The sequence below is a fragment of the Marinobacter sp. ST-43 genome (assembly GCF_030541085.1).
GTDB lineage: Bacteria > Pseudomonadota > Gammaproteobacteria > Pseudomonadales > Oleiphilaceae > Marinobacter > Marinobacter nauticus.
Genome location: NZ_JASSVO010000009.1, coordinates 19,154 through 38,040, shown reverse-complemented (window position 1 = coordinate 38,040; position 18,887 = coordinate 19,154). Strand labels below are relative to the sequence as shown.

Genomic DNA, 18,887 nt, shown 5'->3' with positions numbered 1-18,887 from the left:
CCCCTGAATCAGGAGGCCCGCCTGGCTGGTGTAATGCTCAAGGCCAGCGTTATTGCATCGGGTCGTCCAGCACTTCCTCATCGTTGGCCAGTGCCTCTATGCCCTGAGCGCCTTCACTGAGCCAGTTGTTCAGGTCAATCAGGTCCTGCGGGCTCAGGGTGCCTGCCGCCTGCTTCAGTTGCAGGGTGTTGATCACGTAGTCATAGCGGGCGTTGGCGTAATCCCGCAGGGCCACGTAGTACGCACGTTCTGCATCCAGCACTTCCACAATGTTCCGGGTACCTACATCATAGCCGGCGCGGGTTGCATCCAGTGCACTGCGGCGGGAGATGATGGTCTGCTCAAGGGCAGAGGCTGTCTCCACGTTGTTGTTCACGGTCAGGAACAGGCTGCGGGTGTTCACCTGTACATCCCGGCGCACCGTATTCAGGTCCTGTTCGGCGGCGGTGACCAGCGAACGCTGTTCCCGGGCGCCGGCCTGGGTGCCGCCGCCCGTGTAGAGCGGGATGGTCAGTGACAGTGAGGCAACGGACTGGTTGCCCTCCTGCTGGGTAGAAAGGGCGTTCTCCAGACTGGTTTCCTGGTAGGAGGCGCTCAGCTCAAGGGTTGGCAAATGACCGGACTTTGCCGCTTTCAGGCTGGCTTCGCTGGCATTGAGTTGCCTCAGGGCCGCCTGAATAGACCAGTTTTGCTCCACCGCGGTTGCTTCCCACGAAGTCGGATCCATGGGCTCCGGGCGCCCGAGCGGAAAATTCTGCCTGAGATTTTCCATGGCGTCCGGATATTCTCCGGTTAACCGGGCCAGTTGTTCCCTGGCCACATTCAGGTCGTTGTCGGCGGCGATGCGCTGGCTCCTGGCATCGTCGTAGCTGGCACGCGCTTCATAGACTTCGGTGACGGCAATGAGCCCCACGTCAAACCGTTCCCGGGCCTGTTCGTACTGGCGCTGGATGGCCGTTTCAGTCGCTTTTGCGGTTGTGACGGTGTCCTTGGCGCGCAGGACATCGAAGTAGGCGGTTGCCACATCCAGAATCAGTTGTTGCTGGGCCAGGTTGTACTGGGCCTCGGCCGCCTCGGCCTGGAACTGGCTGGCTTCGTAGCTGAACCAGTCTTGAGCCCGGAACAGTGGCTGGGTCAGCTCGACGCCGTAGCGGTAGGTTCGATAACTGTCTCCCGAGAAGAGTTGCCGCGTCAGCTCATCGGCGTTTGCCCCCCCGGGTATATTCCTGGGCTCGAAACGTGTGTAGCTTGCTGACCCAACCGCCGAGATTTTGGGCAGCAGGGCGCTCTTGCTCACATCACTGGCGGCCTGCTGGGCCTGGAACTGTGCCATGGCAGAGGCAATGCCGGAGTCGTAAGACAGGGCTTTCTCGTAGGTTTCCATCAGATCCAGAGCAAGCGCAGGCTGGGCTGCGAGCAGGGTGATCAATCCTGGAAGTAAACGTTTTTTCATTGGTTCTCCTGAAATACTGACACCGGGAATCTGCCCGGCAATGACCCAAAGGTATTGGTTGACCATTATGGACAATAATCGTTCCCGTCTCTAGACTTGCTAAGTCCACGTATTTTGTGGACAAACGAATTCAGAATCGCGTCTTGACGGGGTGCTGATTCGCCATAAACTGGCGATCGGCTGAGATTGCAACGCAGAACCCGCGACCTGATCCGGATAATACCGGCGTAGGGATTAAGGCCAGATGAACCGCGACACCATGCCTGTACGGCTATTTGTCGCAACTCCGTCATACGCGACCCGATACCACAAGACCACCCGGGAGCAGATCATGACGGACTTACCAGCATACCTCAGCGACTCCGCAAAAGTAGACTCCGCAGCAATCAAACCATTACCAAGCTCACGAAAAATATACGTGCAGGGTAGCCGACCCGATCTACGGGTGCCAATGCGGGAAATTACCGTGGGCGACACCCCCACTGAAATGGGTGGCGAAAAGAACCCGCCGGTGGTGGTGTACGACACCTCCGGGCCCTACACAGACCCGGAAGCCACTATCGATCTGCGTAAGGGCTTGCCGCCGGTTCGTGCCGCCTGGATTGCCGAACGGGGCGATGTAGAGCAACTGGAAGGCTACACCTCCGAATTCACCCGCCGCCGCATGAAAGACCCTCAGCTTGATCCCCTTCGGTTTATGGACGAGCGAAAGCCACTGCGCGCCAAGCCCGGACGAAACGTATCCCAGATGCACTATGCTCGCCAGGGCATTATTACGCCGGAGATGGAATACGTTGCCATCCGGGAAAACATGAAACTGCAGGAAGCCCGGGCTAACGGCTTGCTGGCGGAACAGCATCCCGGCCAGTCCTTCGGTGCCAACCTGCCCCCTGAAATTACCCCCGAGTTTGTTCGGGATGAAGTGGCCCGGGGCCGCGCCATCATTCCCGCCAACATCAACCACCCGGAAATCGAACCGATGATCATCGGCCGCAACTTCCTGGTGAAGATCAACGGCAACATTGGCAACTCGGCAGTGACCTCCTCCATTGAAGAGGAAGTGGAAAAACTCACCTGGGGCATTCGCTGGGGAGCGGATACCATCATGGATCTGTCCACCGGAAAGAACATTCACGAAACCCGGGAATGGATCATCCGCAACTCCCCGGTCCCCATCGGCACCGTGCCCATCTACCAGGCCCTGGAAAAAGTCGGCGGCGTGGCCGAAGATCTGACCTGGGAAATCTTCCGCGACACCTTGATTGAACAGGCGGAGCAGGGCGTGGATTACTTTACCATCCATGCCGGCGTGCGCCTTCACCACGTACCGCTGACCGCCAAACGCACCACCGGCATTGTGTCCCGAGGTGGTTCCATCATGGCCAAGTGGTGCCTGGCTCACCACAAGGAAAGTTTCCTGTACGAGCACTTTGAAGACATCTGCGAAATCATGAAGGCCTATGATGTCTCCTTCAGTCTTGGTGACGGCTTGCGCCCGGGCTCTATTGCCGATGCCAATGATGCCGCCCAGTTTGGTGAACTGGAAACCCTCGGAGAACTCACCAAAATTGCCTGGAAGCACGACGTCCAGTGCATGATCGAAGGCCCCGGCCATGTGCCGATGCAGTTGATCAAGGAGAACATGGACAAGCAGCTGGAATGCTGTGACGAAGCGCCGTTCTATACGCTCGGACCGCTGATCACCGATATTGCCCCAGGCTATGACCACATCACGTCTGGCATTGGGGCGGCCATGATCGGTTGGTACGGTTGTGCCATGCTTTGTTATGTCACGCCCAAGGAACACCTTGGACTACCCAACAAGGACGACGTGAAAACCGGCATTATCACCTACAAGATCGCCGCGCATGCTGCAGACCTTGCAAAAGGTCACCCGGGTGCCCAGATCCGCGACAATGCGTTGTCCAAAGCGCGATTCGAGTTCCGTTGGGAAGACCAGTTCAACCTGGGGCTGGACCCGGATACTGCCCGCGCCTACCACGACGAAACCCTTCCCAAGGAATCGGCCAAGGTGGCGCATTTCTGCTCCATGTGTGGCCCCAAGTTCTGCTCCATGAAAATCTCCCAGGAGGTCCGGGATTACGCGGCAGAGCACGGTATCGATGAGGTGTCGGCGATTGATGCCGGTATGCAGGCGAAATCACGGGAGTTTGTGGAATCGGGCAGCAAGATCTACGACAAGATCTGACCCGCATTCACTTGGTTCCGTGATGGCGTGAATCCGAGCCTGGCGGGGTGTTAACTTGCACCCCGCCGTGGCTCCGGCTATCGTTCAAGGCCGAATGCGCAACCGGGTGAAGTAATGCCAAAACCATTCCAGTTCAACGCCAGCGACGTCAAAGTCGAAAAACGTGAAACCGTGTTCCAGGGCTTCTTCCGAATGGACAAACTCTGGCTGACGCATCCACGCTTCGATGGTCGCGACATGCCCGTCTTTACCCGGGAACTGTTTATCCGGGGTGATGCCACCTGCGTGCTTCCATACGACCCGGCGCGCGACGAGGTTGTACTTCTGGAGCAGTTTCGATTGGGGGCGCTCCACCGTAACCAGTCCCCCTGGTTGCTGGAACTTGTTGCTGGCATGAATGAGGATGGTGAGAGTCCGGAAGAGGTGGCCCAGCGAGAAGGTCAGGAAGAGGCTGGGCTGAGTTTCAGTCGCCTGGACAAAATCTGCGATTACCTGGTTTCCCCCGGCGGTACCACGGAAATGATCCACCTGTATTGCGGTCAGATCAGCACCGCCGAGGCTGGTGGTGTTTTCGGTATGGAACATGAGCACGAGGACATTCTCAGCCACGTGGTGTCAGCGGAAGAATGCTTTGCCATGATTGCTGATGGCCGCATCAATAACGCCGCCGCGATTATTGCCATCCAGTGGCTGCAACTGAACCGGGAGCGTTTGCAGCGGGAGTGGCAAGCATGACGGAGTGGGTAAAGCGGCCCAGGCAATATGTGCCGGACCTGCGCCAGTTGGGGGCGCTCTGCGACGGCAACTATCAGCGCCTGCGCAAGCTGCGCCAACTTGAGGTGGATGGCAAACCCGTATGTGAGTTCGAACTGCACCGGGAGAACCAGTACCTGGGCCGGGTGCGAATTGAAGTGCTGCAAACGGCCAGATTCACAGAAACCCTGCTGCTGGAGCAAGTCCACAACAGCGGCCGATGGCTGAACAACCCGCGGATGACAGTGCGCGTATACCACGATGCCCTCATGGCCGAAGTAATCAGCTGCTACCGGCAACGACAGATTGCGTCCGTGAATGACTATCCGAACCGGTTTATGCATCACCCGGATGAAAAGGTTCAGGTGAACGGCTTCCTGGCCGATTGGCTGGACTACTGCCTGCGTTTCGGGCACCTGCCGATGGAGCATGCAGCCTGGTCTGCGGGCGAAGGCATCGATTGAAAACCCTCATCTCTGAACGGTTTCTCAGTTCGCCGAAAGTCTATAAAGCCGGTTGTCGGACCTGTGGCAGGGTTGTCAAATACTGCAAAATATAGCGTGCCGCTGGTCAGAATGTGATCCACCTTCCATTCGTGAACAATCAATCTGAACTAAGCCATCGTACACTTGTCTGGATTATCAACTGCTTGCAGAAAACAGAACAGGCCTGGCATGACCAAACCCACAACGGCGCGCCCACTCAATGTGTTGCAGCTTACCGATCCGCACCTGATGGCGTCTGCGGATGGCGCCTTGCTGGGAGTCAACACCCGTGACAGCCTGGCGGCGGTGATTGACGAAGTGCTTCGCAATCACGGCCAGCCCGACCTGATTCTTGCCACCGGAGATCTCACCCAGGATGCATCGCCGGAGGCGTATCGCTATTTCGCTGAACAACTGAAGGCGTTTGATTGCCCCTCGCTCTGGATTGCTGGCAATCATGACGATTCCGCGCTCTTATCTTCCATTGCGGCGGAGTCCGGCTCTGATCAGAAACAATGGATCCAGGGCGGCTGGCAGTTTGTCATGCTCGATTCCTCGGTACACAGCAAGGTGTTTGGAGAGCTTTCGGCCGATGAGCTGAGTTTTCTCGACAGGGCTTTGTCCGAGCAACCAGAGATGCCTGCTGTGGTTAGCCTGCACCACCACCCGGTGGATATCGGCTCAGACTGGATGGAAAAAATCGGGCTCAAAAACCGGGAGGCCTTCTGGCAGGTGATTGACCGGCATCCGCAGGTTCGGGTAGTGCTGTGGGGCCATATCCATCAAGAGCTTGAACAGCAGCGCAACGGTGCTTGCCTGCTGGCCACGCCTTCTACTTGCATCCAGTTCGCCACAGGATCCAGTGACTTTGCCGTGGAACCTCTGGCACCGGGTTATCGCTGGCTGGAACTTGATCCCTCAGGCAGCTTCAAGACGGAAGTCCGCCGAGCGGAAAGTTTCGAGTTTGACCTCGACGAGAAGAGTACCGGGTATTGATTCGGGTCTGGCTGAAGGCAGATCACGGTTTACGTTGACGGCTTTGATAATATGACAACCCTGTGAAGGGGATTTCACAGGGAAGATCAGCACTCGTCAACGGATGACTTGGAATGAGAATCATACAACCTCAGGATCTGCGGGCTGCGGATCTGCCAGGGCTGGAATCGCCCTTTTTTGCCTTGGAAAAAGCCCGACGCTTTATTCAGAACAACCCCAACATGAATCTGGAGCGCCTCCTTGGACAGCCGGCAACTTACGGTCTGGGAGCGCGGGCGTTCAATCTACAGCGCAATACGCATATCGAAAATGTCCTCCGGGAAATACGGGATGGGCGACTTCTTCTGGTTTTTGACAGTATTGATGGAGCACCATCCTCACCCGTCGTGCGTTGGCGTGAGGGGGAGAGAGGCGAGGGCCGTTGGCAAGTGACAGAGGCCGGAGTCGATCCCGAAATCAGCGCCGGAGTAAACGCTCTGAATCAGCACGGTATTACCCCGGGAGATTTGCGGGTTCAGGGCAGTCTGGGCGTGGGAAGTCTGCCTTCAGGCGATTTCGCGATGGAGTATCGCCTTAAACAGCGCGAGCAGGCTTCGCGGCAAGACGTTCAATCCGGCGGCTCACCCAGCTTATTCTCGAAAAACGTTTTGCCTGTCTCTGCACGGACCAAGACGACCGAATCTTCCACCACTGAAGCACCTCCGGAAATCCATCTCGAAATTGGCATCTTTACTGATGGCACCCTCAACAATGCTGAAAACTCCAGGGAACTGGAGGAGCGCGTGGCGACCGAGTGCGTTGAGGCCTTTGAGCGCGGCGATATTTCCCTGGAGGAGTGTGAGTATCGATTGTCTCTGGCAATGGGTGGGAGTTATGGCAATGCGCCGAGTAATGTGGCGAAACTGGCTACTCATTATGCCGAAACTAAAGATAAGTCTGGGAATCGAGTAATCCATCGGCTATGGGTCTATGCACCTGGAATTGGTACTAAAACTGGCGAAGGTGATTCGCTGGTTGGATCGATTTCAGGAATGGGTGAGACGGGTATAGTTAGTCAGGTTCGCGATGTTTTCGCCAATGCTGCGAACCGAGTTAGTGAGCTGGAGCTTCCTGGACAGATTAGAGTTCTGAAGGTTGATTTGTTCGGATTTAGTCGCGGAGCGGCATCCGCGCGTCATGCCGTATACGAAATACAGAAGGGGCAGAGTGGGGCGCTGGGTGAGGCATTTCGAAAAGAGGGTATTGATTGGCCTGAAGAAACAAAAATTCGCTTTGTTGGGCTATTCGATACGGTTGCGGCTATCGTGAATCCGTTATTGCTGGATTTTGCGCCCGGCAATAGTCTGAATGAACCTGTAAGGGTCTCCCTCGACCCGGCACATGTTGAGCGCGCTGTGCATATTGTTGCCGCCGACGAAGTCAGGAAAAACTTTTCCCTGAATAGCCTACGTAATGCTGATGGGAGTCTGCCAGAGGCATTCCGTGAAATATCTTTGCCTGGTGTACATTCAGATATCGGAGGAGGTTATCCAGATGCGCAACGCGAGGATGTCCTCCTGACCCCATACCATTTGATTCCAACCAGTCGGCATCGTTGGCCGGAACAGACTATGCAGTGGGATAATCTGGAGGAACTCAGGTCGACAATTGTCTCAGAAGGCTGGGTTGGAGAGCGTAGTTCACCAGATCAATTGTCCGAAAGATATGACTCAGCGACCGCTGGGTTTGGCGCTGAGGCGGATTCCTACTTGGGAATCTACAAAAAAGTCTCATCTCATCCGGCGCCTGACGGTCGGGTTGAATTGGCGTTGCGAATGATTCGTGAGGTTCGGGGAGAGTATTCACTTATAGCGTTAAAAGTAATGTGTGAACTGGCAAAGGAAGCCGGTGTCCCATTCCGTGATATCAATAGTAGCGACGGGGCAAAATTGCCAGAGGATTTGGAGTCAATTGCTGAAACAATTCTTGATCAGGTTGCCTCCGGTTCCGACAGCCCTTCGCTAAGCACAGAGCAGCGCGCACTGATTCGTCAGCGATATACTCACTATTCAGCGAACTATAATCCCCTTCGAACAATGGTGAAGGGCCTCGTAGCCACTTTTCGTCTCGGACGACACTTTAGCCCAAATGCGCCGGCAGACTCTGGAAAGCGAACCATCCATCCCAACAATTGAGAGATTTCGTAATGTGTAGATTGCTAAGGATTGCATTAATGCTCGCACTAGCCTTTGCTATTGCCGGCTGCTCCACTTGGACGAAAGACGAGTCTCCGCTATACATTGGTGTCGCCGCACCTAAGCAATACCAGATGCGGGTTGTGCATCTGCAATTGGAAAAACCTGGTGAAAGGAGCTGGTGGTACCCTGTTGGTTCAGTTTCTTGTTGCTGGATTGGGGAATTTGGCCCCCGCCGGGTTGGCGGTGGCGAAATGTCTCCCTTCCCCAGCCTGATCGCCCTTCATTGGTTTTCATTTGCAGAGCAAAAATTCTATTTCTCGTTGATTCGTGTTCCGGAGGGTCTTCAAGACAAGATGCGTAAGCCAGCCGCACACTCATATCCGGACGGAACAACCGGCTTGAGGCCTCGGAGCTCACTGGTACTTGGGCTGGCCCCCGGCGGCCAGGTCGTAATGTGGATGATGAGCCAGCGAAGTAACGCAGTGGAGGTGATGCGTGTATCAGCCACTGAGGTTGATGGTGACCCCGATGACTTTGCCAGTGCCACAGCATCTTATCTGGAAGAGCATGGCGATTACCTGGAAGAGCATGGCCTGCAGCTCGACAAGTGGTAGTCGCACCGCTAAATCTGCGGGTGCGTTTTCCTGGCCGCACCCGCAGATTGCAGTTTGTAAAATCTAGTTTCTGAGCTCCCTCGCTGCCGCCACCATGGTTTCCAGTGCCGGCGTCACTTCTTCCCATTTCCGCGTTTTCAGGCCGCAGTCCGGGTTAATCCACAGCCGTTCTGCGGGGATACGTTCAGCCGCCAGAGTCATCAGGTTGATGATGTGTTCCTTGTCCGGAATGTTGGGCGAATGAATGTCGTATACGCCCGGTCCAATGTCGTTGGGGTATTCAAAGCTCCGGAAAGCATCCAGCAGTTCCATGTCTGACCGTGAGGTCTCGATGGTGATGACATCGGCATCCATACGGGCAATGGCTTCGATGATGTCGTTGAACTCCGAGTAGCACATATGGGTATGGATCTGGGTGCTGTCATCCACGCCGTTGGCGGCGATGCGGAAGCTGTTGATCGCCCACTCCAGATACGTTGCCCAGTCCGACTGTCTCAGCGGCAGGCCCTCGCGCAGAGCGGCTTCGTCGATCTGGATGATGTTCACGCCGGCTTGTTCCAGATCCTGAACCTCCTCGCGAATCGCCAGGGCCAGTTGCAGGCAGGAATCCTTGCGAGGCTGATCATCCCGCACGAAAGACCAGTTCAGAATCGTCACCGGGCCGGTCAGCATCCCTTTCACTGGTTTGTCCGTCAGCGACTGGGCATAGCGGATCCATTCCACGGTCATGGCCTGGGGTCGGCGGATATCGCCAAACAGAATCGGCGGTTTCACGCAGCGCGAACCGTAAGACTGAACCCAGCCGAAGCGCGTGAAGGCATAGCCGTCCAGTTGCTCGCCAAAGTATTCCACCATGTCGTTACGTTCCGGTTCGCCGTGTACCAGAACATCCAGTCCGAGCTTTTCCTGCGCTTCCACGCAGCGAACAATTTCTGCTCGCATTTGTTCGATGTAAGCCTGTTCGCTCAGCTCGCCCTTACGGAATTGCAGCCGCGCCTGTCGAATCTCGCGGGTTTGTGGGAAAGATCCGATAGTCGTGGTCGGGAAGGCGGGCAGGTTTAGTCTCTCCCGCTGGCGGGCGATTCGCTGAGGGTAGGGGCTCTGGCGATTGCCAAGCTCAGATGTGGCGGCTGCAACGGCCTTTCGAACCTCCGGATTGGTCACGCGATGGGAGTTTCGGCGGCTATCAATGGCCAATTGATTGTCTGCCAGCTCGGCGCGCACGCTGCTGCGGCCCTCGTTCAGTGCTCTGGCAAGAATCTGCAGTTCGTCGAGTTTCTGAACCGCAAACGCCAGCCAGTTGCGGATGTCGCTATCAAGCTCCTGTTCCCGGGAGAGGTCGACAGGGACATGCAGGAGCGAGCAGGACGGTGCCAGCCACAGACGTTGGCCCAGTTTTTCGTTCAGGGGCTCCAACCAGCCCAGAGTGCTGTTCAGATCCGATTTCCAGATGTTGCGACCATTGACCACCCCGAGCGAAAGCACCTTGTGGCTAGGTAGCCAGTCCGCCACGCGACTGACTTCAGCCGGGGCGCTGATAGCATCAATGTGCAGGCCTGCAACGGGCAATTCGCACGCCAGTTGAAGATTGTCCCTGAGCTCGCCGAAATAGGTGGCTAATAGCAGTTTCGGGCGGTTCGCTTTGAGCTGGTGGTAAGCCAGATTGAAGGCATAGCGCCAGTTGGCGTCCAGATCCGTGACCAGGGCAGGTTCGTCAATCTGAACCCATTCCGCACCGGCATCCGCCAGGGCTTCCAGGAGTTGGGAGTACACCGGTAGCAGGCGCTCCAGCAAATCCAGAGGATTGCTTCCATCCGAGGTTTTTCCCAGCCAGAGATAGGTCACCGGGCCGATAATCACGGGTTTTGCGTTGAGTCCCTGTTTCCGTGCTTCGGACAGTTGTGTTAACAGTCGTTCCGGATTGAGTTCAAAGTGAGTGTCAGCTGTCAGCTCCGGCACAATATAGTGGTAGTTGGTGTCAAACCACTTGGTCATCTCGCCAGCGGCAGTGGCACAGCAGGGGCTATCATTGGCACCCCGGCCACGTGCGGCACGGAAGTAAGCATCCAGCTCCGAGCCTTCTTTGCTGGCGGCCCGGATGGGGAGGTTTCCCAGAGTGACGGACATATCCAGCACCTGGTCGTAAAGGGAAAAGTCGCCCACCGGCACATAGTCGAGCCCGGCCTGTTGCTGCCAGTGGCGCCGGCGCAGATCGGCCGCCGTAATGGCCAGTTCCTGTTCGGTTTGCCGGCCGCCCCAATAGTCTTCCAGCGCGAATTTCAGTTCGCGCTGGCCACCGATACGGGGGAAACCGAGGTTATGTGTGGTTGCCATGATCGAGTCCTTGAATCTTGTGCGTTGAATGAGGTCTCAAGGTTAAGCGGGCTTTTACATGAATAAAAATGGTATTATTTCACCAAATCATGAGAAAAATTCACGGAGAGGCCATGGTCGAGCGGCACCATCTGGAGATTATGCGAGCCGTGGAGCGCCAGGGTTCACTGACGGCGGCGGCGGAACAGCTACACCTCACTCAGTCGGCGCTGTCCCATGCTATTCGCAAGCTGGAGCAGCAACTGGGCACGCCGGTCTGGCTCCGCGAGGGGCGCCAGTTGCGTTTTACCCAAGCTGGCGTTCAGTTGCTGGCATTGGCCAACCGGTTGCTGCCGCAGTTTGAACACGCTGAGATGCAGATTCACCAGATTGCCCAAGGTCAGCGCGGCAGCTTGCGAGTTGGCATGGAGTGTCACCCCTGCTATCAATGGCTTCTGAAAGTAGTAGGCCCTTACTTGCAGCAGTGGCCGGATGTCGATGTGGATGTGAAACAGGAGTTCCAGTTCGGCGGCATGGGCGCGTTGTTTGGTCATGATATCGACTTGCTGGTTACCCCGGACCCGTTGCATAAGCCCGGTGTACGTTTTGAGCCCGTGTTCGATTATGAACAGGTGTTGGTGGTGTCGGAAGATCATTCGCTTGCCGATGAAAAATGGGTAGAGCCGCATCAACTCGAAAAAGAAACGCTGATTACTTATCCGGTGGCAGTAGAGCGTCTGGACATCTTCACGCGGTTTTTTCTGCCGGCGCATACCGCACCGGCACGCCATAAGACCATTGAGACCACCGATATCATGTTGCAGATGGTTGCTGCAGGGCGAGGGGTGAGTGCGTTACCACGCTGGCTGGTGGATGACTATGCCCGGAACATGCCCATCAGAGCCCTGAAACTCGGTCAACAAGGTATGCCCAAACAGATTTTTCTGGGTTTCCGGGAGCGTGACGAGGCGGTGGATTATCTGAACGCGTTCGTGAAGCTGGCCCGCAGCATTCGCTGGAACTAGTCTCTTCGGTTAAACTGCGCGGAAAATTATCACAGGACACACAAATCATGAGTGAAATCCCTTCTGATCTGAAGTACATCGAAACTCACCAGTGGGTGCGCGTTGACGCTGACGGCACCGCCACCGTGGGCATCACCGATTTTGCCCAGGAGCAGCTGGGAGACGTGGTCTACATCGGTGTGCCGGAAACGGGCGCAACGGTAAACGGCGGCGAAGAAGCCGGCGTGGCAGAATCCGTGAAATCCGCCTCAGACGTTTTCAGCCCGGTAACCGGCGAGGTCATCGAGATCAATGAAAAGCTGGAAGACGAGCCGGAAATCGTGAACGAAGACCCCTACGGCGATGGCTGGATGTTCAAGGTAAAGCTGGCCGACGAAGGCGAGCTGGAGGGCCTCATGGATGCGGCTGCCTACGCTGAACACGTGGCCGCTGAGGAATAATCGTTGATGGATTTTCCCGTTCTCTACCTGCGCAAAGGCGCAGAACGTCGTCTCCGGGCCGGTCACTTGTGGGTGTACAGCAACGAGGTGGATACCCGCCGCAGCCCGCTGACGGAGTTTCAGCCCGGCGCGCAGGTGCAGGTTCGGGCATCGAACGACAAACCGATGGGGGTGGCGTTTGTGAATCCCCATGCCCTGATCTGCGGTCGTTTGATCAGTCGTGATGCTGCTCACGGCATGACGCCCAAGCGGCTGACTGATCGCATGGAGGCGGCCCTGAGTCTGAGGGAGCGATTGTTTGATAAACCCTTCTATCGCTGGGTATTCGGCGACAGCGATGGTCTCTCTGGCCTGGTGGTAGACCGGTTTGATGATGTCGTCGTAGTGCAGATCTCCACCGCCGGCATGGAGCAGATGAAGGAGGCTATTGTCCGTGCCGTCCAGCGCCTGGCTCATGCCCGCATAATCGTGCTGAAGAACGATGGCAAAATGCGCAAGGTAGAAGGGCTGGATACTTACGTGGAATTTGCCCACGGTCCGGAAGCCGACACCGTGCTGGTAGAAGAAAACGGCGCCCGCTTTGAAGTGCCCCTGGCGGGCGGCCAGAAAACCGGCTGGTTCTACGACCACCGCATGAATCGCCAGCGCCTGCAGGCCTACGCGCCCGGGAAAAAGGTTCTCGATGTGTTCAGTTACGTGGGTGGTTGGGGCATTCAGGCCGCTTGCGCCGGCGCATCCCGGGTGACCTGCGTGGACGCATCGTCAGCCGCCGTAGATGCGGTACACCACAACGCCAAACTGAATGGGCTGGAAAACGTGGATACCATTGAAGGTGATGCCTTTGATGCCCTGAAAGCCCTGGCGGACGAAAAGGAAAAATTCGACATCGTTGTGCTGGACCCTCCTGCCTTGATTCCCCGCCGGCGGGACCAGAAAGCCGGTGAGCAGGCTTATGCCCGGTTGAATCAGTTGGGGCTCCGGCTGCTGGAGCGCGACGGATTGCTGGTGTCGGCCTCCTGTTCCATGCACCTTTCCCAGGAAAAGCTGATCGATATTATTCGTAGCAGCGGCCGCAAGATCGACCGGTTTGTGCAGTTGCTGGAACAGGGTCACCAGGCGCCGGATCATCCGATCGTACCGGGGATTCCGGAGACGGACTATATCAAGTCCTGCTTTGTGCGGTCGTTGACTGGATTTCTGTGAGTTGCCAGACCCGATAAAAGCTTAGGCCTTGGGTAGGGAGGGTTCTTCCGGGATCGTCAAAATCATGGATGATTTTGTCGAGCGTACATGGATGTATTCACAGCGTATCCCGGAAGAACCCTCCCTGCCCCAGGCCGGTCCGGTAGCACCAGCCCAGATCAATCCCGCAAAGACATCACCGCCCAGCCATTCTCAATTGCCGTTTTCTCCAGGGTAGGGTCCGGGTCCACCGCCACGGGATTATCCACCTTCCGCAACAGCGGCAAATCATTGTGGGAATCGCTGTAGAACCAGGCGCCCTCAAGGCTCTCGCCGTGGGCAGTCAGCCAGTCATTCAGCCGCTCCACCTTGCCCTCCTGAAAACTCGGTGTGCCCGCCACTTCACCCGTGAATTTCCCGTTCACCAGCTCTGGCTCAGTGGCAATCAAATGATCCACTCCCAGCATTTCGGCAATAGGTTCGGTAATAAAACGGCTGGTTGCCGTAATGATCATCAGCGTGTGGCCCCGCTCGCGATGATCCGCGAGTAACTTCACCGCCTTGTCCAGCATCATCGGCTGCACCTTCTTGGCCATGAAAGCAGCCCGCCAGCCTTCAAGCTCTTCCAGATTGTGGCGGGTGAGGGGGGCCAGTACAAAGCGCTGGTAATGGAAAACATCCAGCTCTCCATTCAGATATTCCTGATAGAAGCGGTCGTTGGCCCGCTTGTACTCCTCCGCATCCACCATGCCCTCTTCCACCAGGAATTCGCCCCAGGCGTGGTCGCTGTCCCCGGCCAGCAAAGTGTTATCCAGATCAAAAATCGCGAGCGTCAAGCCTTCCCCTCCCATCCGTACAGGCCTTATGGCAAAGGCGACAGTCTACCACGGCACGCCAGTAACGTGCCGCCAACAGCTCCGTTTGCCGAAGTCTTGGGTTTCTGTAAGAATGAGAGCAACTTGGACAATTTTCGCCGGTTAAAAAATAACCGGCAGCCGACTACTACGAGGACTGTGCCGTGATCGACTCAGACGGTTTCAGACCCAACGTCGGAATCATTCTGGCCAACCACAGGGGAGAAGTTCTCTGGGCAAGGCGAATAGGGCAGGACTCCTGGCAGTTTCCTCAGGGTGGGATCAAGCACAACGAAACCCCCGAGGATGCACTCTACCGGGAGCTTGGAGAGGAAATCGGCCTGTGTGCCAGCGATGTGGAAATCATCAGCTGCACCCGGGGCTGGCTGCGTTACCGGCTTCCGAGGAGGATGGTACGCCATAACTCGCACCCCGTATGCGTGGGGCAAAAACAGAAATGGTTCCTGCTGAGGATGTTATCGCCAGACGCGCACGTACGCGTGGATGGCACGGATTCACCGGAATTCGACGGCTGGCAGTGGGTGAGCTACTGGTATCCGTTGGGGCAGGTGGTTTCATTCAAACGAGAAGTATACAGGCGCGCGTTGAGGGAGCTGGCTCCAAGACTGTTTCATAACATGGAGCAGTGGCACCGGGCCGAGAACCCACGGCGTATGAAGGAACATCAGAAATGACGGACTGACTCCATGCTGAGCATCCTGCGAAGTCTAGTACAAGAGGTAAACAGCGCCCGCGATCTCCAGGAGGCGTTGGAAATCATTGTATCGCGGGTGCAAAAGGCCATGGGCACAGAAGTCTGCTCGGTTTATCTGCTGGATCCCGCCTCCAATCGCTATATCCTGATGGCCACTGAAGGCCTTTACAAAGACTCCGTGGGCCAGGTCAGCCTGGCCTATTCCGAGGGTCTGGTGGGTCTCGTGGGTTCACGTGAAGAACCCATCAATCTTGAGGATGCACCATCCCACCCGCGCTATCGTTACTTCCCGGAAACCGGTGAGGAGCGCTTTCGCTCGTTTCTGGGGGTGCCGATTATCCACCATCGCCGGGTAATGGGCGTGCTGGTGGTGCAGCAGCGGGAGAGTTCCCGTTGCTTCGATGAAGGTGAAGAAGCTTTTCTGGTCACGGTTTCAGCTCAATTGGCAGGTGTGATTGCCCACAGCGAGGCGACAGGGGCCATCAGTGGCCTGTCGCTGACGGGTGAGGAAGCGCGGGATGTGAGTTTTAGTGGTGTTCCCGGCGCGCCGGGTGTCGCCATTGGAACGGGCGTGGTGGTTTATCCTGCTGCCGATCTGGACGTGGTTCCGGAAAAGCCGACCGAAGACATTGGCCAGGAGCTCGAGCTCTTTCGTTCAGCTGTTTCGGCGGTGCGGGAAGATATCGAACGCGTTGCCAACCGCCTGGCGTCCCAGCTCCGGCCGGAAGAGCAGGCGTTGTTCGATGTTTACCTGCGGATGCTGGGAGATGAGGCGCTACCGGGTGAGGTGGCGAATCGAATCCGGGAAGGCGTTTGGGCTCAGGGCGCCTTGAAACAGGTGGTTCAGCAGTATGTTCGTCATTTCGAGATGATGGATGATCTGTACCTGCAAGAGCGCGCGGTCGACATCCGTGATCTGGGCCGCCGGCTGCTCTCGCACCTTCAGGAAGGTGAACAGAAACATCTGGAATATCCCGAACGCACCGTACTGGTCAGTGAAGAGCTGACACCGGCCATGCTCGGTGAAGTGCCCAAAGGGCAGCTGGTCGGCCTGGTTTCCGTTAAGGGGTCCAGCAATTCCCATGTGGCCATCCTGGCCAGGGCCATGGGTGTTCCCACCGTAATGGGGCTGGTGGATATCCCGGTTAACCAGCTCGACGGCCGGGAGCTGGTTGTTGACGGTTTCGAGGGGCAGATTTTCGCGTCTCCCTCGGCCGATCTCCGGACCTTTTTTCAGGCTATCTGCGACGAAGAAGACGAGCTGGTTCGGGGCCTTGAAGCGCTGCGTGACAAGCCCTGCGAGACCACAGATGGTCACCGGGTCTCCCTGCTGGTAAACACCGGTTTGATGACCGACGTTGTGCGCTCTCTTTCCCATGGTGCCGAGGGTATCGGCCTGTACCGCACCGAAGTGCCATTCATGATCAAGGACCGGTTCCCGTCCGAGCAGGAGCAGAGGGAATACTACCGGGAACAGCTGGAGGCCTTTGCCCCCAATCCGGTCACCATGCGAACCCTCGATATTGGCGGTGACAAGGCGCTGACCTATTTCCCCATTCAGGAAGAAAACCCGTTCCTGGGCTGGCGCGGTATCCGGGTAACGCTGGACCACCCCGAGATCTTCCTGGTTCAGGTGCGGGCCATGCTCAAGGCCAGCGAAGGCTTGAACAACCTGCAGATCATGTTACCGATGATCAGCAATATCTCTGAGGTGGAGGAGTCCCTGCACCTGATCTATCGGGTCTATCACGAAGTCCGTGAGGAAGGTTACGACATCCACATGCCCAAGGTGGGTGTGATGGTGGAAATCCCGGCCGCGGTTTACCAGATTCGTGAGCTGGCCGAGCGGGTGGATTTCCTGTCGGTGGGCTCCAACGATCTGACTCAATATCTGCTGGCGGTAGATCGCAACAACCCGCGGGTAGCGCAGCTTTATCACTCCTATCATCCGGCGGTGCTTCAGGCGCTGGTGCGGGTGGCGCAGGATGCCCATTCGGTGGGCAAACCGGTGGGTATCTGTGGCGAACTGGCGGGTGATCCGGGCGGTGCTCTGTTGCTGATGGCCATGGGCTATGACTCCCTGTCGATGAACGCGGCCAGTTTGCCAAAAGTGAAGTCCGTAATCCGCAGCGTGGGGCGGGAATGGGCCATTCAACTGTTGGAAGATGTGCTGTTGCTGGATTCGCCCCATGTCATCAAGAGCTGTGTTGATCTGGCGTTACGCAATGCAGGGTTTGGTCGCTACTTACGTCCTGCCCGTACCTCGTCAGCAGCGCTGGCGGAACAGGCCGTTTCCTGAGCATTATGAGGGTTATAGTGTGCGCACTCTAAATTCCCTTGTTAGGTTGTTGGATAACTGAAATCCTGCAGCAGTATCCGATAAGGACAGTCAATGAAGACAGCGACCGAGCTCAAGCCAGCACCGAGAATCGGCCTCGCCCTTGGCGGCGGTGGCCCTCTGGGTGGCATTTACGAGATCGGTGCCCTGCGGGCTCTGGACGAAGCGCTGGATGGTCTGGACTTCAATAATATCGATGTCTATGTCGGCGTGAACGCAGGCTCTTTTGTGGCCGCCAACCTGGCAAACCAGATGACCACGGCCCAGCTTTGCCGTATCTTCGTGCGGAACGAAGCCGAGGTTCATCCGTTCCATCCTGAGGTTTTCTATCGCCCTGCCTTGCGTGAGATCGGGCGCCGGCTGCTCGCCGTGCCGGGCTTGCTTTCAACGGCGGTCAGCCGGTTCGTGAACAATCCTTACGACCAGAGCCTGCTGGAAGCCATGACTATCCTGGCCCAGGCGGCACCGGCCGGACTCTTCGATAACGAGGGGTTGCACGAGTATCTGAAACGCGCCTTCACCATGCTTGGCCGCACCAATGATTTTCGTCAGCTCAAGCGCAGCCTGTATGTGGTTGCTGCAGACGTGGAGAGCACGGAGGCGGTCTGCTTTGGTGCGCCCGGGTACGATCATGTCCCCATATCCCGGGCGGTTCAGGCCAGCACCTCTTCGCCAGGTCTGTACGTACCGGTCGAGATTGATGGTCGTTTTTACGTGGACGGTACCCTGAGAAAGGGGCTGCATGCTTCTGTCGCCTTTGAAGACGGCGCGGATCTGGTGTTGGCGGTCAATCCCCAGGTGCCCATTGATGCCAGTGCTGCGGTACGCGCCGGTACCATGAAGCCGGGAGAGCTTACCCGTTCCGGAATGCCGAATCTGTTGTCCCAGATGTTCCGGACCATGGTTTATTCCCGTATGCAGTCGGGTATTGCTCAATACACCCGTGATTATCCGGATAAGGACATACTGCTGTTTGAACCTACCCGGGATGATGCCAAGCTGTTTTTCTCAAACGTGTTCAGCTTCCAGAGTCGCCGTATGGTGTGTGAGCACGCCTATCAGATGACCCGCCGAGATCTGCTCCGGCGGGCAGATGAATTGGAGCCCAAACTGCGCAAGTACGGCATTACGCTGCGCCGGGATCGTCTTGAGGATGAGCAGAGAACCATCAGTACCAGCCTGTATGGTGAAATGCTGCCCCTGTATGTGGCCAAAGGTCGCAAGAAGCAGGGCGAGAAGAACCGGATTGCGAGCGGCTTCAGTACCGTCACGCACCTGTTCTCAAAGGCAGAATAAGTACTGATGTTGCTGATACGGGCGTGAAAAAGCCGGA

15 protein-coding genes and 1 riboswitch are annotated in these 18,887 nt (G+C 56.8%); of the genes, 12 read left to right on the top strand and 3 right to left on the bottom strand.

Features of this window, described 5'->3' with window-relative positions:
- Window positions 1-49: 49 nt before the first annotated feature.
- Window positions 50-1,453 carry a TolC family outer membrane protein gene (locus QPL98_RS12340; RefSeq protein WP_303293359.1) on the bottom strand — a complete coding sequence of 468 codons (1,404 nt, stop codon included), beginning with the start codon at window positions 1,451-1,453 and terminating at the stop codon, window positions 50-52.
- A gap of 137 nt (window positions 1,454-1,590) precedes the next feature.
- Window positions 1,591-1,704, top strand: a riboswitch (TPP riboswitch).
- An 80-nt stretch (window positions 1,705-1,784) separates the two neighbouring features.
- On the opposite strand from QPL98_RS12340, the gene thiC reads away from it, so the two are divergent.
- The 6 genes from thiC to QPL98_RS12310 all read left to right on the top strand — a co-directional run bounded on the left by thiC (window position 1,785) and on the right by QPL98_RS12310 (window position 8,687).
- Window positions 1,785-3,662, top strand: a complete 1,878-nt coding sequence (gene thiC, locus QPL98_RS12335) for a phosphomethylpyrimidine synthase ThiC (RefSeq protein WP_303293358.1) — start codon at window positions 1,785-1,787, stop codon at window positions 3,660-3,662.
- 114 nt (window positions 3,663-3,776) lie between these two features.
- Complete coding sequence (locus QPL98_RS12330) at window positions 3,777-4,397, top strand: NUDIX domain-containing protein (RefSeq protein WP_114434797.1); 621 nt, start codon at window positions 3,777-3,779, stop codon at window positions 4,395-4,397.
- The gene (locus QPL98_RS12325) at window positions 4,394-4,879 is read left to right on the top strand and encodes a DUF1249 domain-containing protein (RefSeq protein ID WP_278350779.1); all 486 of its coding nucleotides are present in this window, start codon (window positions 4,394-4,396) and stop codon (window positions 4,877-4,879) included. The genes QPL98_RS12330 and QPL98_RS12325 overlap by 4 nt, the downstream gene beginning before the upstream one ends.
- A 210-nt stretch (window positions 4,880-5,089) precedes the next feature.
- Window positions 5,090-5,896, top strand: coding sequence for a 3',5'-cyclic-AMP phosphodiesterase (cpdA, locus tag QPL98_RS12320; protein ID WP_303293357.1), 807 nt, complete (start codon window positions 5,090-5,092; stop codon window positions 5,894-5,896).
- A 113-nt stretch (window positions 5,897-6,009) separates the two neighbouring features.
- Window positions 6,010-8,070, top strand: coding sequence for a DUF2235 domain-containing protein (locus tag QPL98_RS12315; protein ID WP_303293356.1), 2,061 nt, complete (start codon window positions 6,010-6,012; stop codon window positions 8,068-8,070).
- A 38-nt stretch (window positions 8,071-8,108) separates the two neighbouring features.
- Entirely contained in the window at window positions 8,109-8,687 is a 579-nt protein-coding gene (locus QPL98_RS12310; RefSeq protein WP_199452530.1) for a DUF2931 family protein, read from the top strand.
- Between the two features lie 63 nt (window positions 8,688-8,750).
- On the opposite strand, the gene metE is transcribed toward QPL98_RS12310, so the two are convergent.
- Window positions 8,751-11,021 (bottom strand): 5-methyltetrahydropteroyltriglutamate--homocysteine S-methyltransferase, encoded by a 2,271-nt coding sequence (metE, locus tag QPL98_RS12305; protein ID WP_199452529.1) that lies wholly within the window; start codon window positions 11,019-11,021, stop codon window positions 8,751-8,753.
- Window positions 11,022-11,134: 113 nt separating this feature from the next.
- Between metE and QPL98_RS12300 the strand changes: the two genes are divergently transcribed.
- Genes QPL98_RS12300 through QPL98_RS12290 form a run of 3 tightly spaced genes read left to right on the top strand, consistent with a single transcriptional unit; the run spans window position 11,135 to window position 13,668 of the window.
- On the top strand, window positions 11,135-12,025 hold the full coding sequence (locus tag QPL98_RS12300; RefSeq protein ID WP_023007627.1) for a LysR family transcriptional regulator: 891 nt from the start codon (window positions 11,135-11,137) through the stop codon (window positions 12,023-12,025).
- A 47-nt stretch (window positions 12,026-12,072) separates the two neighbouring features.
- A complete protein-coding gene (gcvH, locus tag QPL98_RS12295; RefSeq protein ID WP_022992066.1) occupies window positions 12,073-12,465 on the top strand; it encodes a glycine cleavage system protein GcvH in 393 nt (130 codons plus the stop codon).
- A gap of 6 nt (window positions 12,466-12,471) precedes the next feature.
- Window positions 12,472-13,668 carry a class I SAM-dependent rRNA methyltransferase gene (locus QPL98_RS12290; protein WP_303293354.1) on the top strand — a complete coding sequence of 399 codons (1,197 nt, stop codon included), beginning with the start codon at window positions 12,472-12,474 and terminating at the stop codon, window positions 13,666-13,668.
- Window positions 13,669-13,826: 158 nt separating this feature from the next.
- Here QPL98_RS12290 and QPL98_RS12285 read toward each other — a convergent pair whose 3' ends face one another.
- Window positions 13,827-14,483: an HAD family phosphatase gene (locus tag QPL98_RS12285; protein WP_041656166.1), complete on the bottom strand. Its 657-nt coding sequence runs from the start codon at window positions 14,481-14,483 to the stop codon at window positions 13,827-13,829.
- A 182-nt stretch (window positions 14,484-14,665) separates the two neighbouring features.
- Here QPL98_RS12285 and QPL98_RS12280 point away from each other — a divergent pair, with 182 nt between their 5' ends.
- From QPL98_RS12280 to QPL98_RS12270, 3 genes are all read left to right on the top strand, one after another.
- Window positions 14,666-15,196 (top strand): RNA pyrophosphohydrolase, encoded by a 531-nt coding sequence (locus tag QPL98_RS12280; protein ID WP_011784333.1) that lies wholly within the window; start codon window positions 14,666-14,668, stop codon window positions 15,194-15,196.
- A 12-nt stretch (window positions 15,197-15,208) separates the two neighbouring features.
- Window positions 15,209-17,515, top strand: a complete 2,307-nt coding sequence (gene ptsP, locus QPL98_RS12275) for a phosphoenolpyruvate--protein phosphotransferase (protein ID WP_153741315.1) — start codon at window positions 15,209-15,211, stop codon at window positions 17,513-17,515.
- 93 nt (window positions 17,516-17,608) lie between these two features.
- Complete coding sequence (locus QPL98_RS12270) at window positions 17,609-18,850, top strand: patatin family protein (RefSeq protein ID WP_022992070.1); 1,242 nt, start codon at window positions 17,609-17,611, stop codon at window positions 18,848-18,850.
- Window positions 18,851-18,887 lie beyond the last annotated feature (37 nt).

Coding starts and splice junctions, on each gene's coding strand:
- QPL98_RS12290 (WP_303293354.1), top strand. CDS start 12,472: ATGGATTTTCCCGTTCTCTACCTGCGCAAAGGCGCAGAACGTCGTCTC.
- QPL98_RS12330 (WP_114434797.1), top strand. CDS start 3,777: ATGCCAAAACCATTCCAGTTCAACGCCAGCGACGTCAAAGTCGAAAAA.
- metE (WP_199452529.1), bottom strand. CDS start 11,021: ATGGCAACCACACATAACCTCGGTTTCCCCCGTATCGGTGGCCAGCGC.
- cpdA (WP_303293357.1), top strand. CDS start 5,090: ATGACCAAACCCACAACGGCGCGCCCACTCAATGTGTTGCAGCTTACC.
- QPL98_RS12310 (WP_199452530.1), top strand. CDS start 8,109: ATGCTCGCACTAGCCTTTGCTATTGCCGGCTGCTCCACTTGGACGAAA.
- QPL98_RS12315 (WP_303293356.1), top strand. CDS start 6,010: ATGAGAATCATACAACCTCAGGATCTGCGGGCTGCGGATCTGCCAGGG.
- QPL98_RS12340 (WP_303293359.1), bottom strand. CDS start 1,453: ATGAAAAAACGTTTACTTCCAGGATTGATCACCCTGCTCGCAGCCCAG.
- QPL98_RS12270 (WP_022992070.1), top strand. CDS start 17,609: ATGAAGACAGCGACCGAGCTCAAGCCAGCACCGAGAATCGGCCTCGCC.
- ptsP (WP_153741315.1), top strand. CDS start 15,209: ATGCTGAGCATCCTGCGAAGTCTAGTACAAGAGGTAAACAGCGCCCGC.
- thiC (WP_303293358.1), top strand. CDS start 1,785: ATGACGGACTTACCAGCATACCTCAGCGACTCCGCAAAAGTAGACTCC.
- QPL98_RS12325 (WP_278350779.1), top strand. CDS start 4,394: ATGACGGAGTGGGTAAAGCGGCCCAGGCAATATGTGCCGGACCTGCGC.
- gcvH (WP_022992066.1), top strand. CDS start 12,073: ATGAGTGAAATCCCTTCTGATCTGAAGTACATCGAAACTCACCAGTGG.
- QPL98_RS12300 (WP_023007627.1), top strand. CDS start 11,135: ATGGTCGAGCGGCACCATCTGGAGATTATGCGAGCCGTGGAGCGCCAG.